Raw genomic sequence first — 24,697 nt, 5'->3', positions numbered from 1 at the left:
CCCGAGGCCGACCTGACAGAGTGAGCCCATGACCAGCCCCGTGCCCGCACCGGCGCCCGTGCTCGTGGCGGTGGCGCACGGCACGTCGTCCGCCGCCGGCCGGTCGGCCATCGGCAGCCTCGTCGCGGCGGTCGCCGCGCGACGCCCGGACCTCACCGTCCGTGCGGCGTTCGTCGACGTGCAGCCCCCGGACCCTGCCGCCGTGCTGTCGTCCCTGCACGACGACGCGCCCGCCCGTCTGGTGCCACTGCTCCTGTCGGCCGGCTACCACGTCTACGTCGACCTCGCCGAGGCCGCCGAGCGAGTGCCCGGCACCACGGTCGCACCGGCCCTCGGCCCCGACGACCGCCTTGCCGACCTGCTGCGCGACCGGCTCGTGGCGGCCGGGCTGCGGGACGACGACGCCGTCGTGCTCGGTGCGGCCGGGTCGTCGCAGGCCTCGGCGGTCGCCGACTGCGAGCGCGTCGCCGCCGCGCTCGGCCGGCGCCTGGGGCGAACCGTCGTAGCCGGCTATCTGTCGGCCGCCGAGCCGAAGCTCGCCGACGCCGTTGCAGCGCAACGCGTTCCGGGACGTCGCGTGGTCGTCGCCACCTACCTTCTCGCACCCGGGTTCTTCGCCGACCTCGCCGGCCGGTCCGGCGCGGACGTCGTCACCCCGCCGCTCCTGCTGCCCCACGAACCCGCGCCCGAGGCGCTCGTCGAGGTCGTCGTCGAGCGCTACCTCAGCTGACGAGGGCCCAGGCGCCCCAGGCCGCGAACAGCCCGAGTGCCACGTTGACGGCGATGTTGCCGACGGCGTCACGGCGACGGTTCTCGAGCCACAGCTCCACCGTGTCGGCCGCGAGCGTCGACAGGGTCGACAGGCCGCCGCAGAAGCCACCGATGAGGACGAGCGACCACGTCGGCCCCAGCTCGACCCGGTCGGCCACGACGGCTCCACCGACCACAGACGCCACGACGTTGGCGGCGAGCACGCCGAAGGGCAGCGGACGCTTCGTCAGCGTCCGCACGAGCCACGTGCGCAGGAGGGCGCCGATCGAGCCGGCTCCCACGGCAAGCGCCCAGCCCCACCACGCGACCGCGCTCACGCGGTCTCCCTGTCACCCTCGGTGAGCAGACCACCCAGCCACATGCCCAGCGCCGCCGCGGCCACCCCGAGGACGATGCTCGTCAGCAGGCCGAGCGCGACGGCGTACCCGGGGGTGCCGTCGACGAAGGCGATGCTGAGCGCCGAGAAGGACGTCAGCGAGCCGAGGCCGCCCGAGGCGAGCATCGAGCGCAGTCGGGGCCGCACGGGAAGCCGGACGAGCACGCCGAGCAGGAAGGCACCGACGACGTTGATGACGCTGATCCGCGGGTCCCAGCCGGCCGCGCCGCTGCCGCCCATCGTCAGGAGCAGCCGGAGCAGCGTGCCCACGGCGCCGCCGAGGGCCACTGCGAACGGGTGCATGGCGCCAGTCTCTCAGCCCGGGCACGGCTGTCCGCGCGAGGCCACGGTCCGGGCGAGCCGCGACCCGACCGTGCTGAGCCGTCCCGACGGCTCGGGCGTCCTCAGCGGATCGGCAGGCCGAGACCGTGCGCTGCCGCCGCTGCCACGTCGGCAGGAAGGACCGGGCCGTACGTCGCGTCGACCGGCCCCGATCCGGCACCGACGGACGGGCTGCCGAACCAGTGACCCCAGCCCATCCCGTGCAGCGGCTGCGGAACGCCCGGCGTGACGAGCGGTCGACCGCCGTCCGGGCCCCACCCGACGAAGACCTGCGACCACGCGGCGGCGGACGCGGCGTGCAGCATGGGTCGACCCCCGTGACCACGCCCGTGACCTTCCCCGTGGCCACCTGTGTGACCGCCCGCGGGCGCCACAGCACCACGTCCACCGCCGACGCCGTGGTGCGACCCTCCGGCGACGGAGCTGCCGCTCGAGCGGTGCTGGAGGTCGGCGTTGTCGTGCAGGCGTCGCGACAGCCGGTCGAACTCCGTGCTGATGCGCGTGAGGTCGTGCTCGACCCGCCGCCACCGCTCGACGAGGTGTTGCAGGTCCGGCCCCTGCCAGGCCCGCTGCATCGTCGACACGGCTCGCTGCCCACGCGCGCGGACGACGTCGACCTCACGGCCGAACGACGCCATCCGGCCCGCCGAGTCGCGCAGCGCGTCGACGTCAGCACCCTTCGAGAACACAGATCTCCCCTTCACCCCTGCACACCGGGCCCATCCTCACCTGCCGGCGCCGCCCCGTGCAATGGGGAGCCCTCCCCGGTTCGACGGCATACTCGGAGCGTCCCGCCCACCGCCCGAGAAGGTATGCCGCTGAGCCCGCCACGTCGCTACCTCACCCTCGCGTCCCCGGCCTCCGCCGAGCTCGAGGTGAAGCGGTCGCGCTTCGTGTGCGACGTCGCGCCGGTGCCGTCCGAGGAGGACGCCCGGGCGTTCGTCGAGTCGGTGCGGTCGGCCACGCGGGACGCGCGTCACCACTGCACGGCGTTCGTCCTGGGGCCCGACGGTGGCACGCAGCGCAGCAACGACGACGGCGAGCCGTCGGGCACGGCCGGCGCGCCGATGCTCGACGTGCTGCGCGGACAGGGCCTGACCGACGTCGTCGCCGTCGTGACCCGGTGGTTCGGTGGCACCCTGCTCGGCACGGGGGGCCTGATCCGCGCGTACGGGGACGCCGTCTCCGCCGCCGTCGACGCTGCGACGGTGGTGGCGTACGCGCGGCGCGAGGGGCTCGTCGTCACGGTGGGCAGCGCCGACGGGCCCCGCGTCGAGAACGCCTTGCGCGGCCACCCGGGCTGCGCCGTCACCTCGACGACGTGGGGCGCAACCGGGCTCGTCCTCGACGTCGCGGTCGAGCCCGGCACGGGGGACTCCGTGCGCGGGCTCGTCGGCGCGCTCACCGCAGGCGCGGGAGAGGTCACCGGCGGACCCGGGTCGTGGGTCCGGGTCCCGACCCGGTAGCCCTCCCCTCCCGGCCGCCCCCGGTCCCCGCCGGTCCCGCCGTCAGGCGACGGACGCGTGAGAGCATGCCTGCATGGCCTTCCACATCGCCAACGAACCCGCCGCGGACCAGGTCCTCGACGAGCACCCCTTCGCCGTCGTCGTCGGGATGATGCTCGACCAGCAGTACGGCATGGAGCACGCGTTCCGCGGCGGCTACAAGGTGCTGAGCCGCTTCGGCACCCTCGACCCGGCCGCGATCGCCGCCGCGGACCCCGAGGAGTTCAAGGCCATGGCCAGCACTCCCCCGGCGATCCACCGCTTCCCCGGCTCGATGGCGGCCCGGCTGCAGGAGCTCGCCGCCCTCGTCGAGGACCGCTACGACGGCGACGTGACCCGGCTCTGGACCGAGGCGACGACGGGCAAGGAGCTGTTCAAGCGGGTCCAGGAGCTGCCGGGCTTCGGCAAGCAGAAGGCACAGATCTTCGTGGCGCTGCTCGCCAAGCAGCTCGGGGTCCGGCCGGAGGGCTGGGAGGCCGTCGCCGGTGACTACGCGCTCGACGGCTACCGCTCGGTGGCCGACGTCGTCGACGGCGACTCCCTCCTCAAGGTGCGGGAGTTCAAGCAGGCCAAGAAGGCCGAGGCGAAGGCCAAGCAGGACGCCTGAGCCACACCACGCTCCGTACGTATGCCGCTGGGCTCGCTTCTCGTGGAAGCGAGCCCAGCGGCATACTGCGTCTCAGGCGAGAGCTGACCGGGAGCTGACGGGGTCAGTCGGCGAGGAAGCCGAGCAGGTCGGCCCGGGTCAGCACACCGATCGGCTTGCCGTCCTCGACGACGAGGATCGCGTCGGACTCCTCGAGCTCCTTGCGGGCCGCCGAGACGGGTGAGCCGGCGCCGACGAGGGGCAGGCCCTTCTCCATGTGCTTCTCGACCGAGTCGGCGAGGTGCGCCTGACCGGTGAAGAGCGCTGCGAGCAGGGCCCGCTCGCTGACCGAGCCCGCGACCTCGCCGGACATGACGGGCGGCTCGGCCTTGACGACCGGCATCTGCGAGACGCCGTACTCGCGCAGGATCTGCACGGCGTCGCGGATCGTCTCGTTGGGGTGCGTGTGCACGAGGGCCGGCATGTCACCGGACTTGCCGTGGAGCACGGACCCGACCGTCGCCTCGGTGTGGTCGTTGAGGAAGCCGTAGGAGTGCATCCACTCGTCGTTGAAGATCTTGCTCATGTAGCCGCGGCCCGAGTCGGGCAGCAGCACGACCATGACGGCGTCCTCGGGCAGGTCCTTCGCGGCACGCAGCGCGGCCACGACGGCCATGCCGCACGAGCCACCGACGAGCAGGCCCTCCTCGCGGGCGAGTCGACGGGTCATCTCGAAGGAGTCGGCGTCGCTGACGGCGATGACGTCGTCGACGACGGACGGGTCGTAGGCGCCCGGCCAGAAGTCCTCACCGACTCCCTCGACGAGGTAGGGGCGGCCCGTGCCGCCGGAGTAGACGGAGCCCTCCGGGTCGGCCGCGATGATGCGCACGGCGCCGTCACTGACCTCCTTGAGGTACTTGCCGGTGCCGCTGATCGTGCCGCCCGTGCCCGCGCCCGCGACGAAGTGCGTGATGCGCCCGTCGGTGTCGCGCCAGATCTCGGGTCCGGTCGTCAGGTAGTGGCTGTTCGGACCCTCGGGGTTGTAGTACTGGTTCGGCTTCCACGCGCCGTCGATCTCGCGGACGAGGCGGTCGGAGACGGAGTAGTAGGAGTCGGGGTGCTCGGGCTCGACGGCCGTCGGGCAGACGACGACCTCGGCGCCGTAGGCCTTGAGCACGTCGCGCTTGTCCTGGCTCACCTTGTCGGGGCAGACGAACACGCAGTGGTAGCCGCGGCGCTGCGCCACGAGGGCCAGACCGACACCGGTGTTGCCGCTCGTCGGCTCGACGATGGTGCCGCCGGGCTTCAGCAGGCCGTCCCGCTCGGCGGCCTCGACCATGCGCAGGGCGATGCGGTCCTTCACCGAGCCGCCGGGGTTGAAGTACTCGACCTTCGCCAGCACCGTGCACCTCACCCCCGCGTCCGCGACGACGGAACCGAGCTTGACCAGGGGCGTGTTGCCGACGAGGTCGGCGACGTTCTCTGCGTACTTCACGCGTCCATCCTAGGAGGGCCGTCCCACGGTCCGAGACACGCGGGTGCCCGCCACCGCGCCGGCAGGACGTGCGAAGCGGCACGGAGCGTCCGGCCCGGGCGTTACCGTGGTGGACCCGGTCGAGCATCTCGACACGGCAGAGGAAGGGGGTCCGGCATGGGGCGTGCACGACGCGCGCGCAAGATCGCCCAGGCGGCCGCCTACGGCGGTGGGATGGGGGTCGCCGGTCTCGGCGCGCTCGGAGCCCTCGGCTACGGCATCCTGCGCGGCGAGGCGATGATGGCCCGGAGGATCGTGGGCCAGCACTTCGAGGGCGCACCGTCCGACAGCGGCACCTACGGGGCCGGCTCGGGGACGCCGGTGCGGTTCCTCGTGCTCGGCGACTCGACCGGGGTCGGGATGGGCGCCGAACACCCCCACCAGACGGTCGGGGCGACGATCGCGAGCGGCATCGCCGCCTTCAGCGGCCGCCCTGTCGAGCTGACCAACGTCGCCGTCATCGGCGCCGAGTCGACCGGCCTCGACGAGCAGCTCGAGCGCGGCCTCGCGGCCGTCCCCCAGCCCGACGTCGCCGTCATCATGGTCGGCGCCAACGACGTGACCCACCGCATCGACCGTTCGATCGCCGTGCGCCACCTCGAGATGGCCGTGTGCGGCCTACGGGAGGCCGGGGCCGAGGTCGTCGTCGGCACGTGCCCCGACCTCGGCGCCATCCAGCCCGTGCCCCAGCCGCTGCGCCTGCTCGCCCGCCGCTGGTCGCGTGACCTCGCAGCGGCCCAGACCGTCGCCGTCGTCGAGGCCGGCGGACGCGCCGTGTCGATCGGCGACCTGCTCAGCGAGGCGTTCTCGGCCGAGCCCCATGTCATGTTCAGCAAGGACCGCTTCCACCCGAGCCCGGCCGGCTACGCCCGCGTCGCCGCCGCCCTGCTCCCGACGGTGAGCGCGGCGCTCGACCTCTTCGGCGAGGGCAGTGCCCCCACCGAGCCCAACCTGCGGCGCGGCGAGAGCGTCGGGCCCCTGGCGGTGGCCGCGACCAAGGCGGTGACCCAGCCGGGCACCGAGGTGGCTCCGGCCGAGGTGGGCGGCCAGGCGCGCGGAGCCCACGGACGCTGGGCCGTGCTGCTGCACCGCATCCGCCCCACCGTGCCCGGCGACCCGACCGCGCCGGATGCTGGGACGTCCGGGACGGCACACGCCCTCGGTGACCTGGACCCGGCCCCGTCGGACGTCACCGACCGGACGGACTCGGCCGACCGCACCGCCGGCACCGACGAGCGGCCGCCCGGCGGCCGCGCCGAGGACCCCGTCCTGCACTGATCGGGACATGCCAAAGGGGCCGCCCGCTGATGCGGACGGCCCCTTCGCAGGGGTGGACGAGGTCAGCTGATCTTCATGATCTGGCTGGCGTCGGGCGCCTTGATGCCGAGGTCGGCGTTCCACTGCGAGAAGTCGAGCTGACCGGGGCTGGCCTTGGAGCCGGTGAAGCGCACGACCTCGAACTTGTCCTTCGAGACGTAGAGCGCGCCCTCCGACTTGCCCTTCTTGTCGGTGAGGACCCAGCAGTCCACGCCGCCGACGTTCTCGCTCGCGACGTCGGTGGCCAGCTGCTGGGGCGTGACCGCGCCGAAGGCCTTCTGGAGGAAGGTGTTGAGGCTGAGGCTCTGGGTCATCGACCCGGCCGAGGACGGCGCCTTGATGAACTTGTCGCCGGCGTTCTGCACCGACGCCGGAGCGCCCTGCTTCTTCCAGAAGGTCGCGTCGCCCTGGATGTAGACGGCGTCGCCGACGGAGATGACGCGCGCCTTGCCGTCGCCCTCGAGCTCGATGGTGATGTCGGCGGTCTTGCCGTCGCTCGTGCCCTTGAAGTCGATCTTGATCGTCTTGCCGCTCTGGTCGACCTGGCCGACGAAGGCGCCCGACGTCGCTGCGAGCGCGTTCGTCTTGGCCTTGTCGAGGATCTCCGACGCCTCGGGGGCGTCGCTGGCGGCCGACGTGGACGAGCTCGCCGAGGCGGCGGGCGTCGACGCACTCGAGCTGGTGGAGCCGGTGGCGGGCGTCTCGGACTTCGAGCACGCGGCGGCGCCGAGGCTGATCGCGATCGCGCCGGACACGGCGACGACGCGGGTCGTGAAGGTCTTCATGGTGGGCGTGCCCCCTGATCGTCGGAGGGTCCGGCGTGAGCGTCCGGACCCGGCCGGCGCGTGGAGGCGCCGACAACTCATCCACCCTAGCGGTCGCCCTGGCGGACCTCGGAGTCGTACCCGCTCGGCGGGAGGCGTCCTCGGTGCGCCCTGTCGGGGCGCAGCGGACCGAGCGTTCGCGTGGGGTGGGCGAGACGCACGTCATGGCCGGTGGCCTGTCCAACCGGCGCGAGGACGTCCTACCATCGTGGGGGCTGAGCAAGCGCTTAGTCGCCCGTCGCACCGCCGCGCGGGCCGTCGATGCTGCACCAGGAGATCCCCCGTGACCGAAGCCGTCATCGTCTCGACCGCCCGCTCGCCGTTCGGCCGGGCCTTCAAGGGCTCGCTCAAGGAGGTCCGTCCCGACGACCTCGCCGCGACCGTCATCCAGGCCGCGCTCGACAAGGTGCCCGCCCTCGACAAGCGCCTCGTCGAGGATCTCTACCTCGGCTGCGCCGAGCCCTCGGGCCGGCACGGCTCCAACATGGCCAAGGTCGTCGCCACGCTCCTCGACCTCGACGCCACCCCTGCCGCGACGATCAACCGCTTCTGCGCCTCCTCGGCCCAGACGACGCGGATGGCCTTCCACGCGATCAAGGCCGGCGAGGGCGACATCTTCGTCTCGGCCGGTGTCGAGTGCGTCTCGCAGTACACCGACTGGGCCGGCGCCGGTGGCGCCAAGGAGGACCAGCAGAACGGCCGCTTCGCCGACGCCCAGGCCCGCACCAAGCGCATTGCCGAGACCAACGAGACGTGGACCGACCCCCGCGAGGAGGGCCTGCTCCCCGACATCTACATCGCGATGGGCCAGACGGCCGAGAACGTCGCGACGGCCTACGGCATCTCGCGCGAGCGCCAGGACGAGTGGGGGGTCACGAGCCAGAACCGCGCCGAGGCCGCCATCGGGCGGGGCTTCTTCGACTGGGAGCTCACGCCCGTCACGACGCCCGACGGCACCGTCGTGAGCAAGGACGACGGCCCCCGCGCCGGCGTCACCCTCGAGGCCGTCCAAGGACTCAACCCCGTCTTCCGGCAGGAAGGCACGGTCACGGCCGGCAACTGCTGCCCCCTCAACGACGGCGCCGCGGCGCTCGTCATCATGAGCGACACCAAGGCCAAGGAGCTCGGCCTCGAGCCGCTCGCCCGCGTCGTCTCGACGGCCGCGACGGGCCTCTCCCCCGAGATCATGGGCCTCGGTCCGGTCGAGGCGACGAACCTCGCGCTCAAGCGGGCCGGACTGTCGATCGGCGACATCGACCTCTACGAGATCAACGAGGCCTTCGCCGCGCAGGTCATCGGGTCGGCCGACCAGATCGGCATGGACTACGACAAGCTCAACGTCAACGGCGGTGCCATCGCGATCGGCCACCCGTTCGGCGCCACCGGAGCCCGCATCACCGGCACGCTCATCAACGCGCTCCGCGAGCGTGACGGCCAGTTCGGCCTCGAGACGATGTGCGTCGGCGGCGGCCAGGGCATGGCCGTCGTCTTCGAGCGCCTCAGCTGAGGCTCCACACCCCGGCACCACGTCGAGTGGGCACCCTCCCCGCCGGGAGGGTGCCCACTCGAGGTTCGGGGCCGGGGAGGTCCTCGACTAGAGGGAACGGCGTATGCCGGCGAGCTCGTCCGCGACTTCGGCCGGGTCAGCGTCTGGCTCGGCCCGGAAGAGGTCGAGGACCATGACGGCCAGCTGCTCCATGACGACGGCCGGGCCGAGGTCGGGCACCGGCTGCGCATCGACGCCACGGGACCCGGCCACCCGGTCGGCGAGCCTCTGGACGAGGGCCCGGACGGACGGCATACGCGAAAGCGCGTGGTCGAGCGGCAGCTGGTGCCACCGCTCGACCACGCGCCGGAGCTCGTCGGACACCTCGTGCGGGGTCGGCGAACCCACGCTCTGAGGTGTCACGAGCGCGTCAGTCGCGCAGACGCGCGAAGAGGCGGACGAACTCGATGTAGAGCCAGACGATCGAGACGATGAGGCCGTGGGCGAGCAGCCACGAGTACTTCTTCGGGGCGCCCATCTGGACCGCACGGTCGATCGAGTCGAAGTCGATGGCCAGGGAGTACGACGCGAGGCCGACGCCGAGGATCGACAGGCCGATGCCGAGCATGCCGCTGCCGCCGAAGCCCCAGCCGTCGATGACGCCGGTCATGAGGAGCACGACCTGCAGCAGCGAGAAGAGGCCGTAGCCGACGATCGCGAAGAAGAACATCCGGCGCGTCTTGTCGTTGACCTTGACGAAGCCGGTCGCGTAGCCGACGTACATGGCCACGAAGACGCAGAGCGTGGCGAGGACGGCCATCTGCACGACGCCGTCGTAGTCCGGGATCGCCGCGATGTACTGGCTGAAGGCGCCGAGGAAGGCACCCTGCAGCACGGCGTAGACCATGAGCAGCGGCACCGAGACCGTCTTCATGAAGGCGATGACGAAGCCGAGGATCAGCGTGCCGAACATGCCGCCGAGCCAGAACGGCAGCGTCATGTCGGTGTTGGCCTCGGTCCAGAACCACGACACGAAGGCCACGGCGACCGTGACGACGAAGAGCGTGATGCTCTTGACGACGACGTCGTCGACCGTGACGCGACCGGTGTCGGCCGGGCCGGCCGGCGGCTGCGCGTACATCTCGTTGAGCTGCTGCGCCGTCATCGCGTCCTGGCCCGCGTAACCGGTCGTCGCAGCCTGGGTGCCCTGCTGCGCCTGCTGTGGGCTGCCCTGCGGCGAGCCGAAGCCGGCGTAGCGCTCCTTCTCGATCTGCTTGTTGAGCCGGTCGAAGACCGGGTTTCCACCTGCCATGTGAGTGCGCTCCTAAAAGCACTGGGTGCCACGACCCGCGACTGGGCGTGGCGACTGTCCCCAAGAGTAAGCGAACGCACCCCACCGGAAGGTTCCCGCGCGCGAGAAGTGCTCGCCCGACACGGGATCGTGACGCGCGCCGCGGTGACCCCGGCGACCCGGCACGACGGCATACTGGGGACCCTGCCCCCGTGGCCCAATCGGCAGAGGCAGGCGACTTAAAATCGCCACAGGTGAGGGTTCGAGTCCCTCCGGGGGTACGTCACGGGCGTCGACTGTCCGGCACGGTTCGGTAACGCCCGGCTCACGCCTTGGCGTGGCACGGCACGCACGCGCCCGCTCCGCCTAGACTGGCCGTCGAGACCGAGGTCCAGGGGCCCTTCCGATGCGCTCCTTCCCGACCTGTACCGCACCTCGAGTGCGAACCCCTCACCACACGAAGGAGCAGCGGGTGCTGGAGCATCGTGTCGCCGGCGCGACGACCGCTGCTCCGCCGCGCGCGGCCTGGGTCGTCGACCCGCGCGTCGTCGACTTCGGTGACCGCCTCTCCGCCGCGCTCCGGCGCACGTGGGCCGACCCGATGGTCCGGCGCGGCACGCTCGGCACGACCCTCGTGGCCGCCGGCTCCGTCAGCCCCGCCTTCCTGCCCGCCGACACCTTCGAGCTGCCCGCCTCGCCGCTCATCGAGCGCTTCGGCCTCGTGTGGCTCGGCTCGGGCGCCGGACGGGTCCTCACGACGATCCTGCTCGCCGTCGGCATGGCCCTGCTCGTCGACGCGTGGCTGCGGATGCGCCCCGTGCACGGCCGCAAGGCCCCGTCGATGGCCTGGCTCTTCTGGAGCCTGCCGATCATGCTCGCGCCGCCGCTCTTCAGCCGCGACGCCTACAGCTACGCCGCGCAGGGACAGATCGTCCTGCGCGGGATGGACCCGTATGCCGTGGGGCCGTTCTGGGTGCCCGGCCCCTTCGCCGACCAGGTCGACCCGATGTGGATCGACACGCCGGCGCCCTACGGTCCGCTTGCACTGCAGGTCCAGCACCTCGTCGTCAGCATCTTCCCGGAGAACGCCTACGTCTCGGCCCTGGCCATGCGCGTGCCGGCGCTCCTCGCGGTCGGGCTGCTCGCCTACGCCCTGCCGCGCCTCGCCGAGCGCTACGGCGTCAGCGGTCGGCACGCCCTCTGGCTCGGCGTGCTCAACCCGCTCGTCCTCATGCACTTCGTCGGCGGAGGCCACGGCGACGCCGTCATGGTCGCCCTCGTGACCTTCGCCCTGCTCCTCGCGAGCCGCGGCCAGTTCGTCGTCGCGGCCGTGACGATCGCCGCGGCCGCCGCCTACAAGCAGACGGCCGTCCTCGCGCTCATCGGCGTCGTCGGCATGGCCCTGCAGGCGCAGACGGATCTCGAGCCCGGAGCTCCTGCACGGCTGAAGGCGATGGTCCGGCACGGCCTCGTCTACGGCGGCGTCACCGCGGCCGCCTTCACGGCGATCACCGCGGTCTCCGGTCTGGGCTGGGGCTGGATCCCCAACCTCTCCGTGCCCGTGTCGCTGCGCTCGATGCTCTCGCCGCCGACGTTCGTCGGCAGCGTCGTCGAGTGGCTGCTGAGGCTCGCCGGCATGCCCGAGAGCGTGACCTCGGCGCCCGTCCCCATCGCCCAGACGATCGGGCTGCTCCTGGGTCTGGCCGCCATCGCCTGGATCACCTGGCGCGTCGCGCCGCGCAACCCGGTGCTCGCCACGGCCGGAGCCCTGCTCGTGCTCTGCGCCTCGGGTCCGGTCATCCACCCGTGGTACCTCCTCTGGGGAGGGCTGCTCCTCGCCGCCGTGCGCCTCTCGGCGAAGCACGTGCGCGCTGTCGTCTTCGTGACACTCTTCTTCGTCACCTACGGCGTCGTCGACGCGACGGTCTCCAACGGCACGTGGGCGCTCGGCGTCTCCGCCGCGCTCTGGATGGCGGCCCGCCTGCGCGCCAACCGCCGTCGCGTGCACGAGCAGGCCGACGAGCCCTTCCTCGCTGCCGCGCTCCCCCGCCGCTGACCCGCCGCCGACCCGCCGGTCAGGCGTCGGTCAGCTGCGCCGGGCCGCGCTGAGGGCGATGCCGTCGAGGATGTCGTGCTCGGACGTGACGACCTCGGTGACGCCTGCACGGTCGACGACCCGCTCGACGATGCGGCGCCACACGAGCGCACCGGCGCCGATGACGTCGACGCGTCCCAGGTGCATGTAGGGCAGCTCGGCGCGCCGCGCGCGCGGCATCGCCAGCAGGTCGTCGCAGGCGGCGACCATGTCGACCGGGGTGGAGCGGGCCAGGTGGATGCGCTCGGGGTCGTATGCCGGCAGGCGCAGCAGGTGCGCCGTGATCGTCGTGACGCTGCCGGCCAGACCGACGAGCGTCGCGACGCCCTCGAGCGGGACGACGGACTCCGCGACGTCCAGCGCGGCGTCGATGTCCCGGGTGGCAGCGGCGACCTCAACGTGGGTGGCGGGGTCGGTCACGAGGTGTCGCTCGGTCATCCGGACACAGCCGATGTCGACCGAGCGTGCGGCCTCCACGTGGTCGGTGCCGCGGACGAGCTCGGTCGAGCCGCCGCCGAGGTCGACGACGAGGTAAGGCCCGGAGACACCTTGGGCCGCCAGGCCACCCGTGGCACCGGCGAACGACAGTGCGGCCTCCTCGTCACCGGAGACGACCTCAGGCGAGACCTCGGAGCCGTAGTGCTCGACGAAGGCCGCGCGCACACCTTCGATGAAGTCCGAGGCGTTGCGCGCGTCGCGGGACGCCGAGGTGGCGACGAAGCGCACGTGCACGGCGCCCAGCTCACGGCACGAGGCGGCATACTCCCGCGTGACGGCGAGCGTGCGCTCCATCGACTCGGGGGCGATGACACCGGTGCGGTCCACACCGTGGCCGAGGCGGACGATCTCCATCCGGCGCAGCACGTCGGTGAGCGCCCCTGTCCGCGGGTCGACGTCGGCGACGAGCAGACGGATCGAGTTGGTGCCGCAGTCGATCGCGCCGACGCGGACGAGCCCGTCACTCACCCGGGGCTCCCTCGACGCCGGCGTCCTCGGCTGCGTGCAGGGCTGCGCACGACGTCGGCAGCCACCAGTCGTCGAGCATCGCGAGGGCCTCGTCGCCGAGCGGGTTGACGCCCGGACCGGCCGCCAGGGAGTGTCCGACGAGGACATGGAGGCACTTGACGCGGGTCGGCATGCCACCGGCCGAGATGCCGTCGATCTCGGGCACCTCTCCCAGCTCGGCCCGCTGCGCGAGGTAGTGCTCGTGCGCCCTCGCGTAGGCGGCGGCGAGCTCCTCGTCGTGGGCGAGCCGCTCGGTCATCTCCTTCATGACCCCGGCCGTCTCGAGGGTGCTCACCGCGCCGGTGAGGCGCGGGCACGTCGCGTAGTACGTCGTCGGGAAGGGAGTGCCGTCGGGCAGGCGGGGTTCGGTGCGCAGGACGTCGGGCTCCCCGCACGGGCAGCGGTGGGCCACCTCGGCCACACCGCGCGGGCGGCGACCGAGCTGGCGCTCGACGGCGTCGAGGTCGGCGACCTCGACGTGGTGGGCGCCGGCGGCGGCCGGTGCGGACGGACGGGAGGGGTCGCTCACGCGGGACTCACTTCTCGGGCTCTCAGGGGCGCCGGGTTGCCGTGGGTGACGACGAGGTCACTTGGGGCGGTTGACCCCGGCGGTGGGTCGGTCGGCGATCTGGATGGACTGCCACACCTTGCCGTACCACGGCGATGCGGCGTTGGCCATGGGCGCGGCGACGACGGGGCGCTCCGAAGCGGGAGCGCTCGCCTCGTTGGTCGACGGGTCGATGACGGTGTAGGCGCGGTCGCCGACCCGCACGAACTTGAGGCGCTCGCGGGCCTGGACCTCGATGTAGGCGGGGTCCTTCCACAGCGCGGCCTCGCGCTCCAGCTGGGCCACGGTGTCACGCTGGGCGGCGACCTTGTCCTGCATGGCCGCGGCGTCGCCCCGCTGCTGGACGAGCGAGCGGAGGGTGGGCACGATGGTCACGGCGAGCATGACGAGGATGCCGAGCAGGATGGCACCGCGCACCCAGGCCGTCGAGGCCGACGGCGGGGCCGTCTGCGGGGTGCGGGGGCGGGCCGCCAGGGCCGGACGCTCCTTGCCGGCTCCGGGACGGCTCGCGCGCGCAGCCCCGGGACGGGACTGGCCCGGCCGGGTGGCGGACGAGCGGCTCGCGCCCGCACGGCTGGTCGACCGGGCCGAGGACGGGCGACCGGTGGACGTCGAGCCCGACGTCCCGGCGCCGGCCCCCGGCTTCGACGTGGCCTTTGGACCGGGCTTCGCACCGGGGGCCTGCCGGGGGGAGGCCGGTCGCGCGCCACCGCCCGAGCGGCCCGTCGACGACGGGCGGCCCGGGCGGGACGGCGTGCGGTCGGCCACGAGCTCAGCCCTCGGCGCCGAAGCGGCTCGCGTCGAAGCGCGGGAAGGCGCCCGTGCCGGCGTAGACGGCGGCGTCGTCGAGCTCCTCCTCGATGCGCAGCAGCTGGTTGTACTTCGCGACGCGCTCGGACCGGGCCGGGGCACCGGTCTTGATCTGACCGCAGTTGGTGGCGACGGCGAGGTCGGCGATCGTGACGTCCTCGGTCTCGCCGGAACGGTGGCTCATCATGCAGCGGTAGCCGTTGCTCTGCGCGAGCGTCACGGCGTCGAGCGTCTCGGTGAGCGTGCCGATCTGGTTGACCTTGACGAGCAGCGCGTTGGCGGTGCCGGTCGAGATACCGCGACCGAGTCGCTCGGGGTTGGTGACGAAGAGGTCGTCGCCGACGATCTGCACCTTGGAGCCGAGCAGGTCGGTCATGGACTTCCAGCCGTCCCAGTCCTCCTCGTTGAGGGGGTCCTCGATGGAGACGAGCGGGTAGGCCTCGACGAGCTCGGCGTAGTAGGCGATCATCTCGTCGGCCGACTTGCTCGCGCCCTCGAAGGCGTAGGCGCCGTCCTCGAAGAACTCGGACGCCGCGACGTCGAGCGCGAGGGCGATGTCACGGCCCGGCTCGTAGCCGGCGGCCTTGATCGCCTCGAGGATGAGGTCGAGGGCGGCACGGTTGGACTCGAGGTTCGGGGCGAAGCCGCCCTCGTCGCCGAGGCCGGTCGCGAGACCGCGCTCGTGCAGGACCTTCTTGAGCGCGTGGTAGACCTCGGCGCCCCAGCGCACGGCCTCGCGGAAGGTGGGCGCGCCGACGGGCGCGATCATGAACTCCTGGATGTCGACGTTGGAGTCGGCGTGCGACCCACCGTTGAGGATGTTCATCATCGGGACCGGGAGCACGTGGGCGTTCGGGCCACCGACGTAGCGGAAGAGCGGCAGGCCGGCCGACTCGGCGGCGGCGTGGGCGACGGCGAGCGAGACGCCGAGGATCGCGTTGGCGCCGAGGTTCTCCTTGTTGGCGGAGCCGTCGAGCGCCATCATCTCGGCGTCGATGAGGCGCTGCTCGCTCGCGTCGAAGCCGACGAGTCGCGGGTTGATCTCCTCGATGACCGCGTCGACGGCCTGCTCGACGCCCTTGCCGAGGTAGCGGCCCTTGTCGCCGTCACGCCGCTCGGACGCCTCGAAGGCCCCGGTCGAGGCGCCCGACGGGACGGCCGCGCGAGCGAACGTGCCGTCGTCGAGACGGATCTCGACCTCGACGGTGGGGTTGCCGCGCGAGTCCAGGATCTCGCGGGCGCCAATCTCCTCAATGCTGGCCACTTGGCTCTCCTGTGCTGGTGCTGCTCATGGGTGCTCATGGAGTGCTCGGCGCGGACGAGTCGCAGCGCTGCGAACCCCCCGCGCACCGAGCACAGGTGCTGGGGACGAGCCTAGCCCGTGGGGTCTCCGGGCCGGTGGAGCGACCCGGCATACGGGCAGGTGGAAGGGCACGTGGGGCAGACCGGGACGTATCGGGCACGGGGACAAACCGGGGTCCTTCCGACCAAACATTTTTACTACTTCCTTACCAAAGGCTGACCGGGAGAAGGCATACTCACAACTAGCCATCCGGGGGGGTGGAGCTGGTCGTGAATAGGGCACCAGTGGGTGCCGGGGGTGGGGTGTTGTCATGGGTCAACCCATGCGCGAGTCGGGGGTTGTTCTACTGAATGTGAGCGCGCGTCCGGTGACGCAGCCGCTCAGCGAGAGGGGCCGGGGACAGCGTCTGCTGCAGCTCGGGATCGCCGGTGGTGACCTGGTCATCATCACGGCGGCGACCGCGCTGGCGGCCGTCGGACGCACGAGTCTCGACGTCTTCAACGCCGCGAACGACGTCAACCAGGTCGCCCAGTCGGTCGGCCTGTGGATCGTCGCCGCGTGGATGGTCGCCAACCTCGCGCTCGGGACGTACACGAGCAGCCACCTGGGGGTCGGCACGATCGAGTACGCCCGGGTGTGCAGCGCGGCCGGCCTCACGGCCGGGGCCATCGGGATCCTCAGCTACCTGACGAAGTTCAACCTCTCGCGAGGCTTCTTCGTGCTGATCTTCGCGATCGGGGTCCCGCTCGTGCTGCTCTGGCGGTGGTACGCCCGCCGGCTCGTGCACCGGGCCCACGCCCACGGCCACCTGCTGACCCGGGTCCTCATCTCGGGCTCGGCCTCACACGTCGACGACGTCGCCGCGGTGCTCGAGCGCGAGACGTGGCTCGGCTACCGCATCGTCGGCGCGCTGACGCCCTCGTCGCACCCGACCGCGGCCACCCCGCGCGGCGTGCCGGTCGTCGGGAACACCGGGCAGACCGCGGAGTCGGTCATCGCCGAGAAGGCCGACATGGTCGTCTTCACCGAGGGCGCGTTCCCCTCGGCCGTCGACTTCCGCCGCATCGCGTGGGACCTCGAGGGCCACCACGTGCAGATGGCGGTCGTCCCCAGCCTCAGCGACATCAGCTCGGGGCGGATGGCGATGCGCCCGGTCGGCGGACTGCCCCTGGTCCACGTCGAGCAGCCGCAGAGCCTGGGCGCCTCACGTGGCCTCAAGCGCGCCTTCGACTTCGCCGGAGCGACGCTCCTGCTGCTCGTCGCGGCGCCCCTGATGATCCTCGTCGCGATCGCCACCAAGCTCCAGGACGGCGGACCGATCCTCTTCCGGCAGACCCGCGTCGGCCGCGACGGCGAGCTCTTCGAGTGCCTCAAGTTCCGCAGCATGGTCATCGACGCCGAGGCCAGGCTCTCCGGCATCTCGCACCTGAACCAGAACGCCGACGGCGTCCTCTTCAAGGCCCAGGCCGACCCGCGCATCACCCGGGTCGGCGCGTTCATCCGCCGCTACTCCATCGACGAGCTGCCCCAGCTGATCAACGTCGTCAACGGCGACATGAGCCTCGTCGGCCCCCGACCCGCCCTACCGGCCGAGGTGCGTCGCTACGTGCCCGACGTCCAGCGCCGCCTCCACGTCAGACCCGGCGTGACCGGCCTCTGGCAGGTCTCCGGACGCAGCGACCTGTCCTGGGAGGACACCGTGCGCCTCGACCTCTACTACGTCGACAACTGGTCCATCGTCCAGGACCTGTCGATCATGGCCAAGACCATCCACGCTGTCTTCGCCTCGCGCGGCGCCTACTGACGCGCATCCTCTGCCCGGTGAGGGCCGCGCCACCGCACCCCGGTGACGTGGCCCTCACCGTTCGTCCGGCGTGGGCCGGCACGACCCCGAGGGCGTATGCCGTCCGGCCGGCTCAGGCGTCGGCGTCGGCGTCGGCGTCGGCGTCGAGGTCTGCGTCGGCGTCGGAGTCGGCGTCCGGGTGCGTGCTGGCCGCGCTGGCGGCCTCCAGAGCGCGCAGGGTCTCGCGGAGGGCGGCCTCCGCGTCGATGCCCTCGGCCCGTGCCGTGCGGACGAGGTCGAGCAGCTGCGCACCGAGCCCCCCACCGGCGACGGCGGCGTCGACGAGGTCCTCACGGCCCGCGCGACGCAGGCGGGAGACGTACTTCTCGGCCCGGGCCAGGGCCGGCAGCGAGCTCGGGACGCCCTCGACCGGGTGGGTGCGGTGCTGCTTCTCGTCGGCCTTGATCGACTCCCAGTTGGCCTCGACGGCGTCGGCCGTGTCGGCCTCGACGTCGGCGAAGACGTGCGGGTGTCGCCGGACGAGCTTGTCGACGAGACCGCCGGCGACGTCGTCGATGTCGAACGGCTCGCTCGGGTGCTCCTGCGCCACGCGGGACTGGAACGCGATCTGCAGCAGCAGGTCGCCGAGCTCCTCCTGCATGTGCGATGGATCGCCGCTCTCGATGGCCTCGATGGCCTCGTGCGCCTCCTCGAGGAGGTAGGGCACGAGGGAGTCGTGGGTCTGCTTCGCGTCCCAGGGGCAGCCTCCGGGTGACCGGAGCCGGTCCATGACGGCGACGACGTCGAGCAGCCGGGCACCGGGCACGTCGAACGAGCCGATGAGCAGCTCGACCTCGGGCGGCTCGGGCAGCCGGGTCACCTCGACGGCGACGGCGTCGCTGAGGCCGGGGTCACCGTCGGAGGAGCCGACCCACACGACGTCACCCGCCTCGGAGGCGGTGACGAGGTCGCGCGCGAGGTCGGCCGGATGACCGTCCTCGCGGGGATGCACCGCGATGCCGGCCTCGACGAGCGCGGCGACCAGCGGCTCGTCGGGACGGCCCCACACGGCATACGCCCGCTCGAGGCTCTGCCACGCCTCACGGGTCAGCAGACCCGGGGCGATGCGTGGGGTCGTGACGAGCAGGACGACGCGGGCGGTCACGACGGAGGGCTGCGGAGGTCTACTGGGCCGGGGCCGTGGCCGGGGCGGTGACCGGGGCGGTGTTGCCGCCCGGCTTGACCCAGTTGGGCGTCTGCTGACCGATGGTGAAGTAGACGGGCCCCTCGGCGGACTGCACGACGGAGCCGTACTTGGGGTTGACGCTGATGTCGGCCTTCTTGAGGTCGGCGCGGTAGGCGGCGACGTCGGCGGGCGTCATCTTCTGCGACTGGATGAGGGCGACCGCCGCGACGAACTCCTTCGTCGTGTCGGTGGCGTCGGGGATGGAGGAGATGACCGAGGCGTACGTCTCGTCGGGCTTCCAGCTGCCGGACTTGCCGACGACGTCCTTGAGCAGGGGCGCCGCGACGAGGGCGGTGACGACGATGTTCTCGGCGAAGTCGAGCTTGGCCGCCTTGAGCTGGTCGTACGTCTCACGCACGTCGGACTCGTGGATGACCTCGCCGTTGACGACGGCGGCGGCCTGCTGGCGCGTCTCGAAACCGCACCCGCCGAGCAGCGACACGGCGCCGAGCGCGGCGATGCCGACGACAGCCACGCGCTTCGCGGGTTGAGCAGACCAAGCCTTCACTGATTTCCTCCTCTGGCGGATGCGTCTGACATCCTACGGTGCTGCCACGCGGGTTTTCGCCGCGCCCGACGAAGCGCCCGCCGAGGCCCTGGCCGCGGCTCCCGACGCGGCGGCGATGTCGTCGAGCAGGACGGCCGTGATGAGCTGCCGTGCCCACGTCAGCACCTCGACGTCGCGGAGCGGCTTGCCACCCACCCGGGCCGTCATCGGGGCCGGGACGAGGATGGTGCCGAGGGCGTCCTTGACGAGCGTGCCCGGGTAGAGGCGCATGAGCCGCAGCTGCTGGCTCTCGCGGAGGTCCTTGACCGGGCCGAAGCGCACGACCTTGCCCTGCACGCCGATGTCACCGATGCGCGCCTCGCGGGCCACGACGCGCAGCCGCGCGACCTCGAGGAGGTTCTCGACGGGCTTCGGCGGTGCGCCGTAGCGGTCGCGCAGCTCGGCCTCGATCTCGTCGACGGCCTCGAACGTCTCGACCGTCGCGAGCTTCTTGTACGCCTCGAGACGCAGCCGCTCCCCCGGCACGTAGTCGTGCGGCAGGTGCGCGTCGACGGGCAGCTCGATCTTGATCTCGGCCGGCAGGTCGACTGCGTCGCCGCGGAAGTCGGACACGGCCTCGCCGATGAGCCGCACGTAGAGGTCGAACCCGACGCCCTGGATGTGGCCGGACTGCTCGCCGCCCAGCAGGTTGCCGGCGCCGCGGATCTCGAGGTCCTTCATGGCCACGGCCATGCCCGAGCCGAGGTCGGTGTTGCTGGCGATGGTGCGCAGACGGTCGTGCGCCGTCTCGGTCATCGGCTTCTCGGGCGGGTAGAGGAAGTAGGCGTAGGCCCGCTCGCGACCACGGCCGACGCGACCGCGCAGCTGGTGCAGCTGGGACAGGCCGAGGACGTCCGAGCGCTCGACGATGAGGGTGTTGGCGTTGGAGATGTCGAGGCCGGTCTCGACGATCGTCGTGCAGACGAGCACGTCGAAGCGCTTCTCCCAGAAGTCCTCGACGACCTGCTCGAGCTTGTGCTCGCCCATCTGGCCGTGCGCGGTGGCGATGCGCGCCTCGGGGACGAGCTCGCGCAGGCGTGCCGCCGCCCTCTCGATGCTGCTCACCTTGTTGTGCACGAAGAAGACCTGGCCCTCGCGCAGCAGCTCGCGGCGCACCGCCGCCGTGATCTGCTTCTCGTCGTAGGCGCCGACGAAGGTCAGCACCGGGTGGCGCTCCTCGGGCGGCGTTGCGAGCGTGGACATCTCGCGGATGCCGGTGACGGCCATCTCGAGCGTGCGCGGGATCGGCGTGGCCGACATCGACAGGACGTCGACGGCCGTGCGCATCGTCTTGAGCAGCTCCTTGTGCTCGACGCCGAAGCGCTGCTCCTCGTCGATGATGACGAGCCCGAGGTCCTTGAACGTGACGTCCTTGGCGAGCAGGCGGTGCGTGCCGATGACGAGGTCGATGGTGCCGTCGGCCATCCCGGCCATGACGTCCTTGGCCTCCTTGTCGCTCTGGAAGCGGGAGAGGGAGGCGACCTTGACCGGGAACTGCGAGTAGCGCTCGGCGAAGGTCTGCTGGTGCTGGCTCACGAGCAGGGTCGTCGGCACGAGGACCGCGACCTGCTTGCCGTCCTGGATGGCCTTGAACGCCGCGCGAACGGCGATCTCGGTCTTGCCGTAGCCGACGTCGCCGCAGATGAGCCGGTCCATCGGGACCTGCTTCTCCATGTCGGCCTTGACCTCGTCGATGCTGATCAGCTGGTCGGGGGTCTCGACGTAGGCGAAGGCGTCCTCGAGCTCGCGCTGCCACGGGGTGTCGGGCGCGAAGGCGTGTCCCTTCGTGGCCTGGCGGGCGCTGTAGAGACGGATGAGGTCGGCCGCGATCTGCTTGACGTAGCGCTTGGCCCGCGACTTCGTCTTGGACCAGTCGGAGCCACCCATCTTGTTGAGGGTGGGCTCCTCGCCACCGACGTACTTCGTCACCTGGTCGAGCTGGTCGGTGGGGACGAAGAGACGGTCACCGGGCTGGCCCCGCTTGCCCGGGGCGTACTCGATGACGAGGTACTCGCGGGTCGCGCCGGCGACGGTGCGCTGCATCATCTCGACGAAGCGGCCGACACCGTGCTGCTCGTGGACGACGTGGTCACCGGGGCGCAGCTGCAGCGGGTCGACCTGGTTGCGGCGCCGCGACGGCATACGACGCATGTCCTTGGTGGACGTGCCGCTGCCGGGCTGCCCGGTGAGGTCGGTCTCGGTGAGCACCTCGACGCGGGCGCCCTCGTGGACGAAGCCGCGGCCGAGCGTGGCGGTCGTGACGTGGACCCAGCCCGGCTCGAGCGCGTCGTCGCGGGTGGTGTCGAGGGGACGCACGGCGACCTCGTGCTCGCCCAGCACCTCGGCGACGCGCTTGGCGAGGCCGGGGCCCTCGGTGACGACGGCGACGGCCCAGCCGTCGGCGACCCGCTCGCGCAGGTGCTCGACGGCGCGGTCGGTGTCGCCGCGGAAAGCCTCGGGGTCGGTGGTGCGCACGGCGAGGCGCTCGTCGACGTCGTCGTCCTCGATGACGAGGTCGGCGTCGGCCGCGAAGGGCGTCAGCGTCCACCAGGGGCGACCGGACCGCTCGGCGAGGGCACGGACGTCGGCGAGCGACCAGTAGGACGCACTGCCGAGCAGCGACTGGAGGTCGACGGGCACCTGGTTGCCGGCGGCGGCGTTGGCCCAGCTCGCCTCGAGGAACTCCTCGCTCGTCGCGACGAGGTCGTGGGCGCGGCGGCGGACCCGCTCGGGGTCGGCGAGCAGCACGATCGAGCGCTCGGGCAGGACCTCGAGCACCGACTCCATGCCGTCGACGAGCGCCGGGGCGAGGGACTCCATGCCCTCGACGGCGATGCCCTCGGCGACCTTCGACAGCATCTCGGCGACACCGGGCAGCTGGTCGGCGAGGGCCCGCGCCCGGGCGCGCACGTCGTCGGTGAGCAGCAGCTCGCGGCAGGGCGGGGCCCAGAGCCCGTGGTCGGCGATCTCGAGGGAGCGCTGGTCGGCGACCTTGAACCAGCGGACCTCCTCGACGGTGTCGCCCCAGAACTCGATGCGGACCGGGTGCTCCTCGGTCGGCGGGAAGACGTCGAGGATGCCTCCTCGCACGGCGAACTCGCCGCGTCGCTCGACGAGGTCGGTGCGGGTGTAGGCGGCGCCGACGAGGGCGTCGACGACGTCCTCGAGAGGGCGCTCGTCGCCGGCACGCAGCGCGACGGGCACGAGGTCGCCGAGCCCCTTGGTCAGGGGCTGGAGGACGGCGCGCACGGGTGCCACCACGACCGAGAGCGGGCCGTATGCCGGGTCGTCGGGATCGGGGTGGGCGAGCCGCCGCAGCACGGCCAGTCGCCGACCCACGGTGTCGCTGCGGGGCGAGAGGCGCTCGTGCGGCAGGGTCTCCCACGACGGGAAGACGGCGATGCGGTCGGCGGGGAGGAAGAGGCCCAGGGCGCTCGCGAGGTCGTCGGCCTCGCGCGTCGTCGCCGTGACGACGACGAGCGGGGCGGGCTCGGTGGCCGACGGGTCGGCCGACGCGGCTGCGGACCCGACGGCCCGCTGGGCCAGCGCAGCGACGAGGAACGGCCGGGTGCCGTCGCTCGCGGAGACGTCGACGAGACGGGCCCGCCCGACCTGGTCGAGGACGTGGCGGACATCGGGAAGCGCCCTGAAGGCGGACAGCAGTGGGTGCGGCATCAGGTCCTCCAGTCTAGGTCGGTGCGGCGACAGCCGTGACGCCGGTGCGGTCGCCCGCTCGGTGGAGGTCGAAGGGCCGCGGGCCCGACGGTCACGGGCCGTCAGCGTGGTGCGTGGAAGCGCTGCTGGGCGTCGAGCAGCCCGACCTCGATGAGCGCCTCGACGGCATCGGCCCCCTCGTCGACGAGGAACGGCAGCACCTCGGTGCGCTCGGCCTTGGAAAAGTCCTTGAGCACGAAGTCGGCCGGGTCCTGGCGGCCGGGCGGGCGCCCGATGCCCAGGCGGACGCGAAGGTAGTCACGGGTCCCGAGCGAGCGCGAGATGGAGCGCAGCCCGTTGTGGCCGCCCTCACCGCCACCCTGCTTGAGCCGGACGAGGCCCGCGTCGATGTCGAGCTCGTCGTGCAGCACGACGATGTGGTCGGTGGGCACGTCGTAGTACTTCGCGAGCCCCGCGACGGCCGACCCCGACTCGTTCATGAACATCGAGGGGACGGCGAGGACCACCTTGGGGCCGCCGACCCGCAGGCGCGCCTCGGCGACGCGGGCCCGGGCGGCCTTGTGCGCCTTGAACGTGGCCCGACCACCCGTCGCCCGACCGGCGACCTCCTCGACCGTCATGGCGCCGACGTTGTGCCGGTTGCCGGCGTATCCGGGCCCGGGATTGCCGAGTCCGACGACGAGCCAGGTGTCCATGCGGTCCTCGATCGGTGGGTGCTGGGTGGGCGACGAGCCCGCGGGTCAGGGGCGGTCGTGCTGGTGGTGCGGGCACGGGCCCCGCCGAGCCGGAGCTCGGGCGGGACCCGTGGACGCGTGGTGTGGCGCGCGGCGCCGCGGAACGGAGAGGAGGCTCAGGCCTCGTCGCCCTCGGCCTTGGCGTCGTCGCCCTCGGCGGACTCGCCCTCGGCGGCGGCCTCGGCGGCCTCCTCGTCGGACTCCTCGCGCTCGATGCCGGCCTCGGCCTCGGCCTCGGCGAGCTCGGCCTCGAGGGCCTCGGCGGAGATGGCCTGCGTCACGTTGACGACGAGAGCCTCCTCGTCGGTGACGAGCGTCGCGCCCTCGGGCAGCTCGACGGCGCCGGCGAGGATCTGCGTGCCGGCCTCGAGGCCCTCGACGGAGACGACGACGTTCTCGGGGATGTTCGTGGCGAGCGCCTCGACCTGGAGCGTGTTGTGGTCGAGCGTGACGACGGTCTCGGGAGCGGCCTCGCCCTCGAGGTGCACGGCGACGTCGACGGTGACCTTCTCGCCCTTGCGGACGACGACGAGGTCGACGTGGTCGATGACCGGCTTGATGGCGTCGCGCTGGACGTCCTTGGCGAGAGCGAGCTGCTCCTTGCCGTCGACGACGATCGTCAGCAGCGCGTTGGCCTGCTTGAGGGCCATCATCGTGTCGTGGCCGGGCAGCGAGATGTGCACGGGCTCGGTGCCGTGGCCGTACATGACGGCGGGGATGTTGCCGGCGCGGCGGATCTTGCGGGCGGCGCCCTTGCCGAAGTCGGTGCGCTTCTCGGCGACGAGCTTGGTGTTGTCGGACACGGGGGTCTCCTGGGTATCTCGGATGAGGCGGTCTCTGTGGTCGGCCTCGACGCGGGACGACGCGCGGTTTTCGGCAGTGACGGAGCGGGACGGTCG

At 72.2% G+C, this 24,697-nt stretch carries 23 protein-coding genes and 1 tRNA gene; 8 read left to right on the top strand and 16 right to left on the bottom strand.

Annotation, left to right across the window (positions count from 1 at the left end; genetic code table 11):
• Positions 1-28: 28 nt before the first annotated feature.
• The gene (locus tag ASH01_RS16125) at positions 29-730 is read left to right on the top strand and encodes a sirohydrochlorin chelatase (protein WP_056778066.1); all 702 of its coding nucleotides are present in this window, start codon (positions 29-31) and stop codon (positions 728-730) included.
• Here the strand turns inward: ASH01_RS16125 and ASH01_RS16120 are convergent.
• The 3 genes from ASH01_RS16120 to ASH01_RS23465 all read right to left on the bottom strand — a co-directional run bounded on the left by ASH01_RS16120 (position 723) and on the right by ASH01_RS23465 (position 2,178).
• Positions 723-1,088 carry a fluoride efflux transporter FluC gene (locus ASH01_RS16120; RefSeq protein ID WP_056778062.1) on the bottom strand — a complete coding sequence of 122 codons (366 nt, stop codon included), beginning with the start codon at positions 1,086-1,088 and terminating at the stop codon, positions 723-725. The two genes, ASH01_RS16125 and ASH01_RS16120, sit on opposite strands and share 8 nt — an antisense overlap.
• Positions 1,085-1,450, bottom strand: a complete 366-nt coding sequence (locus ASH01_RS16115) for a fluoride efflux transporter FluC (RefSeq protein ID WP_056778059.1) — start codon at positions 1,448-1,450, stop codon at positions 1,085-1,087. The genes ASH01_RS16120 and ASH01_RS16115 overlap by 4 nt, the downstream gene beginning before the upstream one ends.
• A gap of 101 nt (positions 1,451-1,551) precedes the next feature.
• Positions 1,552-2,178 (bottom strand): WXG100 family type VII secretion target, encoded by a 627-nt coding sequence (locus tag ASH01_RS23465; RefSeq protein ID WP_056778057.1) that lies wholly within the window; start codon positions 2,176-2,178, stop codon positions 1,552-1,554.
• 123 nt (positions 2,179-2,301) lie between these two features.
• Between ASH01_RS23465 and ASH01_RS16105 the strand changes: the two genes are divergently transcribed.
• Together ASH01_RS16105 and ASH01_RS16100 are read left to right on the top strand one after the other, a co-directional pair.
• Positions 2,302-2,955, top strand: coding sequence for an IMPACT family protein (locus tag ASH01_RS16105; RefSeq protein WP_056778055.1), 654 nt, complete (start codon positions 2,302-2,304; stop codon positions 2,953-2,955).
• Positions 2,956-3,028: 73 nt separating this feature from the next.
• Positions 3,029-3,601 (top strand): HhH-GPD-type base excision DNA repair protein, encoded by a 573-nt coding sequence (locus tag ASH01_RS16100; RefSeq protein WP_056778052.1) that lies wholly within the window; start codon positions 3,029-3,031, stop codon positions 3,599-3,601.
• Between the two features lie 103 nt (positions 3,602-3,704).
• Here ASH01_RS16100 and ASH01_RS16095 read toward each other — a convergent pair whose 3' ends face one another.
• Positions 3,705-5,075 carry a cystathionine beta-synthase gene (locus tag ASH01_RS16095; protein ID WP_056778051.1) on the bottom strand — a complete coding sequence of 457 codons (1,371 nt, stop codon included), beginning with the start codon at positions 5,073-5,075 and terminating at the stop codon, positions 3,705-3,707.
• 156 nt (positions 5,076-5,231) lie between these two features.
• Between ASH01_RS16095 and ASH01_RS16090 the strand changes: the two genes are divergently transcribed.
• Complete coding sequence (locus tag ASH01_RS16090; RefSeq protein WP_056778048.1) at positions 5,232-6,392, top strand: SGNH/GDSL hydrolase family protein; 1,161 nt, start codon at positions 5,232-5,234, stop codon at positions 6,390-6,392.
• A 62-nt stretch (positions 6,393-6,454) separates the two neighbouring features.
• Here the strand turns inward: ASH01_RS16090 and ASH01_RS16085 are convergent, their stop codons facing one another.
• A complete protein-coding gene (locus ASH01_RS16085; RefSeq protein WP_056778045.1) occupies positions 6,455-7,216 on the bottom strand; it encodes a hypothetical protein in 762 nt (253 codons plus the stop codon).
• 322 nt (positions 7,217-7,538) lie between these two features.
• Between ASH01_RS16085 and ASH01_RS16080 the strand changes: the two genes are divergently transcribed.
• Positions 7,539-8,762 (top strand): acetyl-CoA C-acetyltransferase, encoded by a 1,224-nt coding sequence (locus ASH01_RS16080; protein ID WP_056778043.1) that lies wholly within the window; start codon positions 7,539-7,541, stop codon positions 8,760-8,762.
• An 87-nt stretch (positions 8,763-8,849) separates the two neighbouring features.
• On the opposite strand, the gene ASH01_RS16075 is transcribed toward ASH01_RS16080, so the two are convergent.
• Positions 8,850-9,149, bottom strand: a complete 300-nt coding sequence (locus ASH01_RS16075) for a hypothetical protein (protein ID WP_056778040.1) — start codon at positions 9,147-9,149, stop codon at positions 8,850-8,852.
• A gap of 22 nt (positions 9,150-9,171) precedes the next feature.
• Positions 9,172-10,053, bottom strand: coding sequence for a Bax inhibitor-1/YccA family protein (locus tag ASH01_RS16070; RefSeq protein ID WP_056778039.1), 882 nt, complete (start codon positions 10,051-10,053; stop codon positions 9,172-9,174).
• A gap of 185 nt (positions 10,054-10,238) precedes the next feature.
• Between ASH01_RS16070 and ASH01_RS16065 the strand changes: the two genes are divergently transcribed.
• Positions 10,239-10,313: transfer RNA gene (locus tag ASH01_RS16065), tRNA-Leu, on the top strand.
• A gap of 191 nt (positions 10,314-10,504) precedes the next feature.
• Positions 10,505-12,088, top strand: coding sequence for a polyprenol phosphomannose-dependent alpha 1,6 mannosyltransferase MptB (gene mptB, locus ASH01_RS16060; protein WP_056778036.1), 1,584 nt, complete (start codon positions 10,505-10,507; stop codon positions 12,086-12,088).
• A gap of 30 nt (positions 12,089-12,118) precedes the next feature.
• Here mptB and ASH01_RS16055 read toward each other — a convergent pair whose 3' ends face one another.
• The 4 genes from ASH01_RS16055 to eno are packed head-to-tail and all read right to left on the bottom strand — an operon-like array spanning position 12,119 to position 15,774.
• The gene (locus ASH01_RS16055; RefSeq protein WP_056778034.1) at positions 12,119-13,093 is read right to left on the bottom strand and encodes a Ppx/GppA phosphatase family protein; all 975 of its coding nucleotides are present in this window, start codon (positions 13,091-13,093) and stop codon (positions 12,119-12,121) included.
• Complete coding sequence (locus ASH01_RS16050) at positions 13,086-13,661, bottom strand: DUF501 domain-containing protein (RefSeq protein WP_056778031.1); 576 nt, start codon at positions 13,659-13,661, stop codon at positions 13,086-13,088. Before ASH01_RS16050 ends, ASH01_RS16055 begins: the two co-directional genes overlap by 8 nt.
• Positions 13,662-13,718: 57 nt before the next feature.
• Positions 13,719-14,468 carry an FtsB family cell division protein gene (locus ASH01_RS16045; RefSeq protein ID WP_056778029.1) on the bottom strand — a complete coding sequence of 250 codons (750 nt, stop codon included), beginning with the start codon at positions 14,466-14,468 and terminating at the stop codon, positions 13,719-13,721.
• Positions 14,469-14,472: 4 nt separating this feature from the next.
• A complete protein-coding gene (eno, locus tag ASH01_RS16040; RefSeq protein WP_056778019.1) occupies positions 14,473-15,774 on the bottom strand; it encodes a phosphopyruvate hydratase in 1,302 nt (433 codons plus the stop codon).
• Between the two features lie 406 nt (positions 15,775-16,180).
• On the opposite strand from eno, the gene ASH01_RS16035 reads away from it, so the two are divergent.
• Positions 16,181-17,617, top strand: a complete 1,437-nt coding sequence (locus ASH01_RS16035) for a sugar transferase (protein WP_082619915.1) — start codon at positions 16,181-16,183, stop codon at positions 17,615-17,617.
• 112 nt (positions 17,618-17,729) lie between these two features.
• Here ASH01_RS16035 and ASH01_RS16030 read toward each other — a convergent pair whose 3' ends face one another.
• The 5 genes from ASH01_RS16030 to ASH01_RS16010 form a co-directional block, all read right to left on the bottom strand.
• Positions 17,730-18,761 carry a MazG family protein gene (locus ASH01_RS16030; RefSeq protein ID WP_056778016.1) on the bottom strand — a complete coding sequence of 344 codons (1,032 nt, stop codon included), beginning with the start codon at positions 18,759-18,761 and terminating at the stop codon, positions 17,730-17,732.
• 19 nt (positions 18,762-18,780) lie between these two features.
• A complete protein-coding gene (locus ASH01_RS16025) occupies positions 18,781-19,350 on the bottom strand; it encodes a hypothetical protein (RefSeq protein ID WP_235509634.1) in 570 nt (189 codons plus the stop codon).
• Between the two features lie 33 nt (positions 19,351-19,383).
• On the bottom strand, positions 19,384-23,064 hold the full coding sequence (mfd, locus tag ASH01_RS16020; RefSeq protein WP_056778009.1) for a transcription-repair coupling factor: 3,681 nt from the start codon (positions 23,062-23,064) through the stop codon (positions 19,384-19,386).
• A 101-nt stretch (positions 23,065-23,165) separates the two neighbouring features.
• On the bottom strand, positions 23,166-23,759 hold the full coding sequence (gene pth, locus ASH01_RS16015) for an aminoacyl-tRNA hydrolase (RefSeq protein ID WP_056778006.1): 594 nt from the start codon (positions 23,757-23,759) through the stop codon (positions 23,166-23,168).
• 155 nt (positions 23,760-23,914) lie between these two features.
• Complete coding sequence (locus tag ASH01_RS16010; RefSeq protein ID WP_056778004.1) at positions 23,915-24,601, bottom strand: 50S ribosomal protein L25/general stress protein Ctc; 687 nt, start codon at positions 24,599-24,601, stop codon at positions 23,915-23,917.
• Positions 24,602-24,697: the final 96 nt, after the last annotated feature.

Source organism: Terrabacter sp. Soil811, assembly GCF_001429655.1.
Taxonomy (GTDB): Bacteria; Actinomycetota; Actinomycetes; order Actinomycetales; family Dermatophilaceae; genus Terrabacter.
Note: the sequence above shows the minus strand (reverse complement) of the source record. Positions and strands in the feature narration are given on the sequence as shown.

Coding starts and splice junctions, on each gene's coding strand:
- ASH01_RS16125 (WP_056778066.1), top strand. CDS start 29: ATGACCAGCCCCGTGCCCGCACCGGCGCCCGTGCTCGTGGCGGTGGCG.
- ASH01_RS16115 (WP_056778059.1), bottom strand. CDS start 1,450: ATGCACCCGTTCGCAGTGGCCCTCGGCGGCGCCGTGGGCACGCTGCTC.
- ASH01_RS16070 (WP_056778039.1), bottom strand. CDS start 10,053: ATGGCAGGTGGAAACCCGGTCTTCGACCGGCTCAACAAGCAGATCGAG.
- ASH01_RS16100 (WP_056778052.1), top strand. CDS start 3,029: ATGGCCTTCCACATCGCCAACGAACCCGCCGCGGACCAGGTCCTCGAC.
- pth (WP_056778006.1), bottom strand. CDS start 23,759: ATGGACACCTGGCTCGTCGTCGGACTCGGCAATCCCGGGCCCGGATAC.
- ASH01_RS16085 (WP_056778045.1), bottom strand. CDS start 7,216: ATGAAGACCTTCACGACCCGCGTCGTCGCCGTGTCCGGCGCGATCGCG.
- ASH01_RS16090 (WP_056778048.1), top strand. CDS start 5,232: ATGGGGCGTGCACGACGCGCGCGCAAGATCGCCCAGGCGGCCGCCTAC.
- ASH01_RS16105 (WP_056778055.1), top strand. CDS start 2,302: ATGCCGCTGAGCCCGCCACGTCGCTACCTCACCCTCGCGTCCCCGGCC.
- mfd (WP_056778009.1), bottom strand. CDS start 23,064: ATGCCGCACCCACTGCTGTCCGCCTTCAGGGCGCTTCCCGATGTCCGC.